The following is an 11,104-nucleotide window of genomic DNA, read 5'->3' as shown; positions in this document are numbered from 1 at the left end:
TTGACACCCCCGAATCATACCAAGAGGGCTTTTTTTATTCAAGTCCCCGAAAAAACTTCTAACAGGAATGCTCCTTTTAACTTTTATATAGAAAATCTTCAAAAAGAACCGTTGACCCACATTTTTAAATAGAGTCACGTTTTGAATCAATATTTTGGGTAATCCGATCCATTATAATTGCTAAAATAACGATAGCCACGCCCGCAACAAACCCCGACCCCACTTGGGCACGTTGCAAAGCTGACAGGACATCCCTGCCAAGACCAGGGGCTCCGATCATTGATGCAATAACAACCATGGATAAAGCAAGCATAACCGTTTGGTTGATTCCAGCCATTATTGTCGTTTTAGCCATTGGAAGTTCAACTTTAAATAACTTTTGTAATCCTGTACTGCCGAATGCTTCAGATGCTTCAATAAGTTCTTTCGATACTTGGCGTATCCCTAAATTCGTAAACCGAACCGTTGGCGGTGTAGCAAAAATTAATGATGCAAAAACACCCGGAACCATGCCGATTCCAAAGAAAGCAACAGCTGGTATCAAATATACAAAAGCAGGCATTGTTTGCATAAAATCTAATATAGGTGTAATAACAGATTCTGCCGTTTTGCTTTTAGCCATGAAAATTCCAATCGGAACGCCAATTACAACGGATAATATACTGGCAATCAAAACTAGGGTAAAAGTTTGGATGAATTGGTTCCAAAGACCTTGATTGTAGATGAACCAGAGGCCAACAATTGCAAATGTGGGTAAACCGATTTGTTTTCTGCCTGTAAAAAACGCAATAATGGCAACGATAAGAATAAAAACAATTGGAGGAATTAATAAAAGTGTATTTGCCGAAAGCTCCATAAAATTGCCAAAATGTTCTTTGATCGGGTCAAATAAAAAAGAAAAAGAATTTGTTATCCAATCGGTAAATTCTTTCGTCTTCTCCGCAATCGGAATTTCAGGTACGACGTTTAAAACATCATTCAGCATTTTGCCCACTCACCTCGCTTTCCCCAGCTAGGGCAGCTATGACTGAGCCCCGAACAATAATGCCTATTAACTTTTCATTTTCAACAACAGCAACTGGAATAGGCGAACCATGTATAACAGCAAATATCTCTTGCATCGGTGTTTCCTTGTCAACACAAGGAATATCAGTTTTTAAAATTTCCCTTATATCCCGAATGCCTTTTTTTCCGGCTTCCGATGCATCATCCGCAGTTACATAACCTTTCAAGTTGCGTTTACTGTCTACAACGAATATGCTGGATATTCCTTCTTCACGCATTCTCTCCAAAGCAACCCGAGGGCCATGTTTATCGAGATTAATGGTTTCTGGCCGTTTCATAATATGTTGGGCAGTTAAAATTTTAGTACGATCTACATCCTCCACAAACTTCTCCACATAATCATTCGCTGGATTTACTAAAATTTCTTCCGGTGTCCCAATTTGGACAATGGATCCGTCTTTCATTAACGCTATACGATCGCCCAGCCGGAGTGCTTCATCCAAGTCATGTGTAATGAAAATAATCGTTTTTTTCATTGTTTCTTGTAAATCTAGCAACTCATCTTGCATTTCTTTCCGAATTAAAGGATCGAGTGCAGAAAAAGCTTCGTCCATTAAAAGCACTTCAGGGTCATTGGCCAAAGCTCTAGCCAAACCAACACGCTGTTGCATTCCACCGGATAGCTGATTTGGTTTTTGATTTAGGTACTCCCCTAATCCGACCATTTCCAATGCTTTAATAGCTTTCTGCCTGCGTTCCCTCTTAGGTACTTTTTGAATTTCAAGTCCGAATTCTGTATTTTCTAAAACCGTTCGATGAGGAAATAACGCAAAGCGTTGAAATACCATGCTTATCTTTTTTCTTCTGATTTTACGCAGCGCTTTCTTATCCATTTTCAACAAATCTTCGCCATCAACATAAACACTGCCTTCAGTCGGTTCTATTAATCTGTTTATTAAACGTACTAACGTCGATTTACCGCTTCCTGATAAACCCATAATGACAAATATTTCCCCTGCATTTACGGAGAAAGATGCACGGTTCACTCCAACAGTATTTCCGGTTTTAATTAAAATCTCCTTTTTCGATAATCCTTGATCCAATAGCTTTAATGTTTGTACAGGGTTTTTACCAAAAATTTTCGACAAATTTTTTACTTCAATGATTGGCACTACTTTCACCCTTTTTTATTAAATCAGTATTTTCTAAAAATATCAGCCGCCTCAGATTGTGGATTTAAACATAACTTGGACGATTTTAATTTACTTTTCAAGTATATAAAAGAATAAATATCAACACAAACTCGATAATCGCTTATATTTTTTGCTCAGCAAGTATATGATCAATTATTCACAAATATTCACAAGTAATTCTCAAAATTCCTCTTATATGCTTAGAAATATTCACCTAAACAAATCATCGCAATATGAAAGTGAAAAATCTTTTGAATCACGGAATTTGTGTATCTTAAAACCAAATAAAACTTTACTTGACTAATTAAAAATGCGCTTTAAGTAACATAACGCAGCTGTCATTTGACTCCTACTGGAACATATTTAGAAGTTATGTTCCTTTTTTATAAAGGATTGAAAGCAAGAGATTAGATTCCTCCTAGGGTTGATACTCTATAAAAGAAATTTTCTTGTCTTTTCAATATTCACTTAACATGCCGCAGTTTCTAAATGAATAATTGTGATTTTTCTTTATAATCCGAACCCGACTTTTACAATGCGAAAGGGTTGTCCAAAAAATGATTTTCAGCCCAATCATGAAAAAAGTAAGCCCAAAGAATGCTGCTAAAATCAACATTCTTTGGGCTTTTATTTGGGAACATGTGACACTAAAATGGGCTAATTAGGCAGCCCCTTTCATCATTTCTATGGAGTTTCTGAAGCAGCCCCCTATTATTAAAATATATTATCAAAGCAAAGGAAAATGAATACATTTTTCAAGGGATTGATTCAGATCCTTTGATATAGTGTTCGCCAGCTCGCAATGGCCTAGCATTCGTTATTGACCTCATAAAAACGTTCCCCATCAAATGCAATCACGGGAACAATTTTGTCTGTTTTTGAAACGTACGAAATTCCCTTTTCATAAAAATGATATTCTTTTGGATAGGCTGCAAAGCTTCTGATGATATATTGATTATCCTTTATTTCGATGTCGCCATTGATGCATTTCAATTCGCCGTTTTCATAATAAAGATACGTTTTCGTGCCAAATCCATTTAGATAGGCGACAAGTTCCTGCCCCATGTCCCAATCGTCTCCGGTTGCATTTCCAAACAAATCGCTGTTTTCTTTGATGAAGAAAGATTGGCCAAACCGATTGCGTGACAGCTCAGGGTAATTATGGTTTGGACTTGACACGCAATAAGTGGAAGCCGCTTCACCTTTTTTCAACAATTTAGGGGTAGATCGAACATTCCAGTCATAGCAAAGAAACACGGCCATCATGGCGCGGTAGGCGGCTTTTAAATAATCTATTTGTCTCAGGTGTTCATAAGCAACCAGCGTAGAATAAGCCACCAATCCTCCCCACAAGGAATGAACCATATAGGCCAACGCTTCCCACCAGCGATCCGGATTCTGTGAACGGTAATCATTGCTAAATCCGATGTTCGCCAATAACAATTCACCATATTTTGCGGCTTCCTCTTTGCAGCCAAAAAGGAGAAGCGTTTCACAAGATGGTCCAAATCCTGCATTGTCATAATAATGTTCAGTAATAGCACCAGCCAAATGTTTGCTTTCATTTTTTAGCTGAATGCCGAATTTTTCCCACAGTTCCGTTAATCGTTTTGAAGTACTTAAACCGCGGGAATCTTCCAGAAGATCTTGAATATACAGACTGAAAACACCGCATAGCCGTGTTTCCTTTTTCTCCCGCTCATCCTTGTGCAACGATTCATCAAACCGGGTAATCATTACCTCGGTCGCCCATTTTAAATAGGTTTCAGGTGGATTGTAAGATAAGTCTTCAGCGTTAAATTTTGATAATAAATAAAAAATGTGACCAATATAGTCTAAATCAAATATCCGATAAAATCCTCCATATAATTTCCTTGGTGAAGCAAAATCACCATCAATGAACCATTTTTCCTTCACATAAAAAACGGCACTTTTTTCTACTTTTCGAATTTCCTCAACCACTTTATCTGCTATTAAATTTTTTGTTAAAATAAGACAAAGTTTTCCCAATGACTCGCCTTGGTTGGAAACAGGCTGGAATGCAAAGCGGTCCGGGTGATCTTCCTTGTCAATAAAAGAGTGCTCACACAAATAACGAATTCGGTTCTCGATAATGTCCCTTATTGGTTCCAATACATTGAAAACAACAAAATCAATGGCGCCGTTATCGAACTCCAACACTAATTTCTTCTCACCAGGCTTATAAAAACGGGAGGTTATTTTAAATTCATCTTTTGATTTATATATGACTTCTTCATCAGGAATAACCGTTGACTTGACTTCATCTCCGTCAAATTGTTCAAACCAAATTCTCCGTATGTTTCTTCCTTTTGGAATTTTCACATCACATTGAAAACTGCTATTTTTAATCATAACCGGTGTATAATTTACAATCGGATGACCGAGCTTATATCCATTTTCATAAAAAGCTTCTTTCGATTCAAAAGGTTGGAATACAAATTCCCATTCCAAACTCCCTTGAGGGGCTATTTGTTGGGATGTATTGTTGCTATACTTATAAATCCAATCATATTTATTCTCAAATACACCAGAATTACATAAGATCAATGAATGAAAAATACAGCCATCCAATGAAGGAGAAACCTGTTCCAAAAATAAATTCTGATATCTACAATAAGAACCGACAGAGGAAAGGGAGCCTCTTGTATGGTACAACCCAAGGTGAGGCCCCTGATTGCTTCTTCGCATACATGCTAATTTGCTATAATGATTTGATAAATGCGGGAATACCGCACAAGATTCATTTATATTTTTGGCCACGTTACGATCGCGAAACATAATATATGCTATGGACGCCCATACATAAAATGATTCTATTGTAACCTCTTGATGGGAATCATTATTGATGACTTTGATCGACCATATGAACTGGTCATTTTTTGTTAAATCATATTTCAAGCAAACGGTAATTTTTCCAAAGTCATATTGTACTTCAACCTCCTGATCCTTATCCTGCCTAATGACAGGGCTGCGATCTGTACTATGAAACGTTTGCCCTTCGCTCACTAAAGTAAACTGGCCAAATAATTTATCACTGTCTTGAAAACCGTGTTGAGTTAAGTACTCATTGTTGATTACCCAGTTCATTTGAAAAGGATCGCCGTTTATTCGCAACTGTTCGACTGTCCCATCAGCATTCAATGCTATAGAAAATGCTTCGTTTTGAATTGTATTCAAAAAGCTACCCTCCATCTCCAAAAATCCTGTCTCTATTTTATTGAAGAACGATTTTATTTTTTATCGCATTAAAATCTGCTGTTCCGAATATATCCATAAGTTTCCAATAACAGGAGACGGCAACGGCAGGAATCCACGGGAAGCATGTCTTATTTCCTTCGCCTTTCCAGCGTTTTCCGAATCCCGTATCACCAAACATCGGATCATCTTTCGCCCACCAGCTGATCAGATAACCTTCTTCCTGTAATCCTATATAACGATATCCCCAATCTTTCTCCGGTGTAGCAACTGTTTGATTACAACCGTGCCATAGCAGCTCTGCCACTTTCATTAACTCGGCATCCTTCGTCATGACAGCGATCTCTGCCATTTCAGCAACTCCCGATAATTCAAACGGATGCGTATAACCCGCTCCAGGAGTATCACATGCGCCAATTCCTGTGCTGCGGAAACCATACTTGGCAAGCGTACTTTCCGGAGGCAGCGGAACATCCCATAAACAAGTCCAAGAAGCATTAATTCTCGCAGCATGATGAGCGCCCTCAAGATAATAATCATCGTTCGTTGCCTTATATAGGGCAAGTAAGGCAATCATCGGGAAATAAATACTTTCATTATCAATTAACTGGCCTTTGGCATAAATACTGTCATGAATGCCGCCATTGAACCGAACTTTATTGACAATGATTTCTTTAACAAATTTTCCAGCTCTTTCTGCAGCCGCTAAATAGCGTTTGTCACCTGTAATGTTATACAGCTTAACAAGAAACGGAATTGAAGTAGCTGTTGAAGACTTCTGCTCATATAGCGTTGTTCCAAACCAAAATGCTGGTTCTGTAATTGGTTTCGCCTCCAAGTCATATGCGCGATACCATGATCCGTCTTCTTCTTGAGTTTTAAGAAGGAACTCGCCATAGCGAATCGCAGCATCAAGCCAAGATTGGTGTATGTTTCCTAATTGTTTTTCATAATCATAGATTAGCAGGAGTGCTTCTGCATCTTCATTCATACAACGTAAATAAGATCCTTTGATTTTTTTCAAATGCTCTATGACGAATTTACGATGTTCATACAACGGCCCCATTAACCTTTCAAGTTCTTCTCCTTCCGCATATGCCAATGGGAGAAGCAGGCCAGTCCACCAAAAGTCAACAGATTTTTTATCAGTGTTATACAGGTTATAAAACATTCCTTTTTCAGGAATATGGGCTTTATTGACGAAGAAATCTACAATTTTTCTTGCTCTTCTTACATATTCGCCATTGCCCATTTGATAACCAAAACGCATGACATTATATGCGTTTAAGACATTTTGCCCTGTAAATCCGAATTGAATAATGTCACTTAACTGCTCACCGTTTTGCGGATGGCAATTCAGCACATACCCTGCCGGCTCGTTGGGATCGTCTTCTGCATTCAACTCAACATAATATCGATTTAGCGCTTCCAAACGATATTTATTTAATTCTTCCGCAGTAGCCGGCAGATCCACTGGAATAGGGTTCAAGTCGTTAATTCTTCGGGCATACATATCCCACATTGCATCGATGAAACTAGGAGAAGAATTGACTCTAACTTGGTAGGAAACTTCAACCGTTTCTCCTGTTTGAGCTGGCCAAAATGATTCCCAACCGGGTCTTTCTTTCATATATAAAGCATGGCATCTTTCCCCTTCATAAAAAGGATAGGAAGCCCTTAAAATCATCTGCGGCTTGCCTGCTGCTTGTCCTTTCCATACGCCTAATGCCCCAATATCCGTACGCTGAAGAAATACCCTTTCATTATTTGGACGATTCGGATAGGAATCATAAGCCGGTAGATCCGCTCTAATTAACGTCATACTTAATTTGGTTTTTTCATCATAAGCGAGAACAGCAAGCGTGTTTAAACGATCCTCACGATACATGAGATTCTGTGTTCCAAGATAATCTTCTACCCCATCTTCATCCAAGTCATTTTTGTCATAAAGAGCAGGGGGGGCAAAATATCTTAAATCAGGAAACTCCGTCCCTTCCGGCGAGTTGGTATAAAGATCAAGCCGAAGCCGGAAACCTCCTTGTTCAACTCCGCGAACGACCTCTACTTTTCTGTCAACTGTCCATGTATCTGGAGATACTTGTTTCCAAGAGTCAATCACCTTAAACAACCCGTTGTCATCGGTTTCAACCAATGCTTCTCCACATATTTCATTTCCATTTTCATACAAATTAGTATATCCAAATGCATATTCTTTTTTACTATCATCCGGAGAGCCTTCATTCCAAGTTTCCAATATGACGGGTTTCATCACATTTAGAATGCTGCGGTCTTTAACTGCTGAATTGATTGCAAAAAATTGAGGCGCAAACCCTGTTTCAGTTTTTTGCATTACCATTCTCAATTGTAGTTCCATGCGTTCTTCCTCCTTTTATTTAACTGCTCCAGCTGTTAATCCTTTTACTAATCCTTTTTGTGCAATAATAGTAAAGACAATGACAGGAATGATATACAATATGCCATTAGCAGACATCTGGCCCCAGTAAGTTTGGAATGTCGTTACGTATCCTGCAATCCCCACCGGCATTGTTTGCGCTTCTATTGTTCTAGTTAAAGTAAGAGCCAGCATAAATTCATTCCAAGCAACTAGAAAACTTAAAATAGATGATACTCCAATGGCCGGCAGCGACAGGGGCAATACAATTTTCACGAATTTTCCAATTGTACCTAATCCGTCTATTTCAGCAGCTTCTTCAATTTCCTTTGGCACTTGGCGGAAAAAGCCTTCTAAAATCCAGATCATTAAGGTCAGCATAAGCGGCAAGTAAGTGATGATTAATGCAAGTTCAGTATCAATAAGCCCTAGCGTTTTCATGATCATGAAATATGGGATAACCAACGTAATCGGCGGAAACATCCTAACTGCAACGATAAGGGCAAACAATATACCACTGGCTCTAAAGCGGTATCGTGCGAATCCGTATGCAGCCGGTGCTCCAATCACAAGTGATAGGATTAAACAAACTGCTGCGACAACAATACTGTTTGTCATAAATTGTTGAAAATCACCTTTCCCCAGCACTTCCACATAATGTTCCATTGTCGGCGACTCAGGGATCCAAACTGGAGGAATGGCAAACATTTCTACATCGTTTTTGATCGATGTTAAAAATGTCCATAGAAACGGAAAAAGAACAAAAATGGTCATTGCAATTAAGACTAAATATGACACCACATTGATCGCCACTTTACGGTTCATTACACTTCACCTTCCTTTACCCGCAGCAGGCGGAAGCTTATATAACTAATCACTGCTACAATCATCATGACAATAAATGAAGCTGCAGCTCCTTCACCAAATTGCATATTGGTAAATATCATTTTGTAAATATAAGTACTCAAAACTTCTGTTGCACCACCCGGTCCGCCTTGTGTAAGAATGTATACGATATCAAATACTCTAAAAGCATCTGCGAGTCTTACGATTAAAATAAGTAAAATAGCGGGTTTTAGTAATGGCAGGGTAATATAGTAAAAAATTTGATAGCTTTTCGCTCCATCAATTTTAGCTGCTTCATACAATTCCTCTGGAAGGGAAGCCATACTAGCTAATAAAACTAAAATCACAAACGGTGTGGCTAACCATAAATTGGATATTAGAACCGCAATCTTCGCCGCAAAAGGATCGACCATCCATAATAATCCTTTTATTCCAAAAGCGGATAAGATATAATTGATCGCTCCGTACTGATCAGCAAAAAGCCAACGCCATTGTAAACCTGAAACAACAGGCGCAATCATAAGCGGAAGAGTAAAGATCAATTTAAAAAATTTTGTACCAGGCAAACTGCGATTCAAGACAATTGCCACAACCATCCCGATTAAAAGTTCAAGGAATATAGTAGTGACAACAAATCCAAACGTTTGGACGGCTACTTTGCCAAACTCGCTTGATTGCAGCAATTTCAAGTAATTTTCCAATCCAACAAATTTGAATTCTGTCATATTCATATTTGTTGATGAAAAGCTTAGCCATAGAGACCACAAAATCGGATAAAACACTGTGATCCCCATAATGATCAAGGTAGGAAGTACTAGAAAGAACCCTTTTTTCCCGTTTGGATTGCTGCTTCGATTTTTTTTCAGCACATTGCTTTTTGTCATAACCTTCACATGATTGTTGGCCATAATGATTAAAATACCTCCCCTATTAAACCAAGAAAACGGGCTGACTCTTCTAACCGCTTGTCACACACAGTGTAGGGGTAAAAATATTCCTTTTCACTGTACCGTGGCTGAAATTTTCCTTTCCGAATTGAGCCAGCCCATCAGAAAAACGAGATGTTTAATTATCGCTTGAGGATTTCTTGAATATCATCGGCAGTTGCCTTTAATTCCTCATCAAGACTGTTCGGTTGCGACATAATTCTTGAGAGAGTTACAGCCAACCGTTCTTGAATAGAAGGGAATTTTGGAGTTTCAGTAAAAGATACCCCGCCAACAATTGCTTCAGACATTATCGTAATGGCCTCTTTATCTTTTTCAGTTAATTTTGCGTCTTTTGAAATGGCTTCCAAAGCAGAATGGCGCGGAACCGGATTAATAAACTGAGTTCCCAGTCTTTGTACAACTTCCGAACTTGTAGCCCATTTAACAAACTCCCATGCAGCATCTTTATTTTTCGAGTCTGATGAAATTCCGTAACCCCAACTCCAGATAGCGCTTCCATTCTGTTGACCTTTTGGCTGAACAGCTACAGAAAATTTGCCGGCTACCTTAGAGCTTTCAGGGTTATTTGCCAAGGCATACATGTAAGGCCAGTTTTTAACCATTGCCACTTTTCCTTGCATGAACAGATTGTGCACATCTGCATTATCATAGCCTACTGCGCCTGAAGGGCTAGTTTTATCTTCATGTTGGATGGCAACTAAATACTTAAACGCATTTTTAACTTCAGGACTGTTGAAAATAACATTGCCATCTTTATCCCATAGTCCACCGCCTGACTGATGGATGACATCAAGTAAATGCGTAACAGGTTCACCGGTTTGTTTCCCTTCAATGATGGTACCGTGTACACCTGCCTCGATGTTATTAAGCTTTTTAGCATAATTTCGATATTCATCCCAAGTTGCCGGCGGAGTGTTTAATCCAGCTTTTTCAAATAAATCAGTACGATAATACACTATCGGCGTATGAACTAAATAAGGCAAAGCATATATCTCGTCTTTATATTTAACCGTTTCTATAGCATCTTCGACAAAGTCTTTTAAATCTTTCTCGCTAATTCGGTCTGATAGCGGTTCAAGAAATCCTTTGGCAGCAAATTCAGATATCCATGGCTGGTCCGTTTGATACACATCTATTGAACCAGTCGCACTCATTGCTTCTGTTAAAAAGCGTTGATGCATGCTATCATGAGGTATTTCGATAAAGTTGACTTTAACTCCCGTTTTTTGAGTGAATTCATCCACAATGTCTTTATAAAATTCCGTGTAAGGGCCTCCTGCTTCTACGCCTACAGTAATTTCAGAACTTTTTTGATCTTTTTCACCATTGGAATCATCAGATGATGATGCGCCTTTATTGCACCCAGCAAGAATACCTAAAAACAGAACCAATACCAGGAACATAAAAGAGATTTTTTTTGTCAACCGGATTAACCCCCGAGTTTTGGACATAGTTACTCTTAGTCTATCTTTTTCTTAAAATAGCTCTCTTTTTCTTGATTA

At 38.6% G+C, this 11,104-nt stretch carries 7 protein-coding genes; all 7 read right to left on the bottom strand.

Annotated elements, in window-relative coordinates:
- Positions 1-124: 124 nt before the first annotated feature.
- The gene (locus AC0KTX_RS15985) at positions 125-985 is read right to left on the bottom strand and encodes an ABC transporter permease (RefSeq protein WP_474253078.1); all 861 of its coding nucleotides are present in this window, start codon (positions 983-985) and stop codon (positions 125-127) included.
- Positions 975-2,177: a quaternary amine ABC transporter ATP-binding protein gene (locus AC0KTX_RS15980; RefSeq protein ID WP_474253077.1), complete on the bottom strand. Its 1,203-nt coding sequence runs from the start codon at positions 2,175-2,177 to the stop codon at positions 975-977. Before AC0KTX_RS15980 ends, AC0KTX_RS15985 begins: the two co-directional genes overlap by 11 nt.
- Positions 2,178-3,005: 828 nt before the next feature.
- Positions 3,006-5,396, bottom strand: coding sequence for a hypothetical protein (locus tag AC0KTX_RS15975; RefSeq protein ID WP_474253076.1), 2,391 nt, complete (start codon positions 5,394-5,396; stop codon positions 3,006-3,008).
- A 37-nt stretch (positions 5,397-5,433) separates the two neighbouring features.
- Positions 5,434-7,788 (bottom strand): glycoside hydrolase family protein, encoded by a 2,355-nt coding sequence (locus AC0KTX_RS15970; RefSeq protein ID WP_474253075.1) that lies wholly within the window; start codon positions 7,786-7,788, stop codon positions 5,434-5,436.
- Positions 7,789-7,803: 15 nt separating this feature from the next.
- Positions 7,804-8,631 (bottom strand): carbohydrate ABC transporter permease, encoded by an 828-nt coding sequence (locus AC0KTX_RS15965; protein ID WP_474253074.1) that lies wholly within the window; start codon positions 8,629-8,631, stop codon positions 7,804-7,806.
- A complete protein-coding gene (locus AC0KTX_RS15960) occupies positions 8,631-9,560 on the bottom strand; it encodes a carbohydrate ABC transporter permease (RefSeq protein WP_474253073.1) in 930 nt (309 codons plus the stop codon). Before AC0KTX_RS15960 ends, AC0KTX_RS15965 begins: the two co-directional genes overlap by 1 nt.
- 161 nt (positions 9,561-9,721) lie before the next feature.
- On the bottom strand, positions 9,722-11,026 hold the full coding sequence (locus AC0KTX_RS15955; RefSeq protein WP_474253072.1) for an ABC transporter substrate-binding protein: 1,305 nt from the start codon (positions 11,024-11,026) through the stop codon (positions 9,722-9,724).
- Between the last annotated feature and the right edge of the window lie 78 nt (positions 11,027-11,104).

It is taken from the genome of Aeribacillus sp. JST-2 (genome assembly GCF_056032925.1).
Note: the sequence above shows the minus strand (reverse complement) of the source record. Positions and strands in the feature narration are given on the sequence as shown.

Coding starts and splice junctions, on each gene's coding strand:
- AC0KTX_RS15985 (WP_474253078.1), bottom strand. CDS start 985: ATGCTGAATGATGTTTTAAACGTCGTACCTGAAATTCCGATTGCGGAG.
- AC0KTX_RS15960 (WP_474253073.1), bottom strand. CDS start 9,560: ATGGCCAACAATCATGTGAAGGTTATGACAAAAAGCAATGTGCTGAAA.
- AC0KTX_RS15970 (WP_474253075.1), bottom strand. CDS start 7,788: ATGGAACTACAATTGAGAATGGTAATGCAAAAAACTGAAACAGGGTTT.
- AC0KTX_RS15965 (WP_474253074.1), bottom strand. CDS start 8,631: ATGAACCGTAAAGTGGCGATCAATGTGGTGTCATATTTAGTCTTAATT.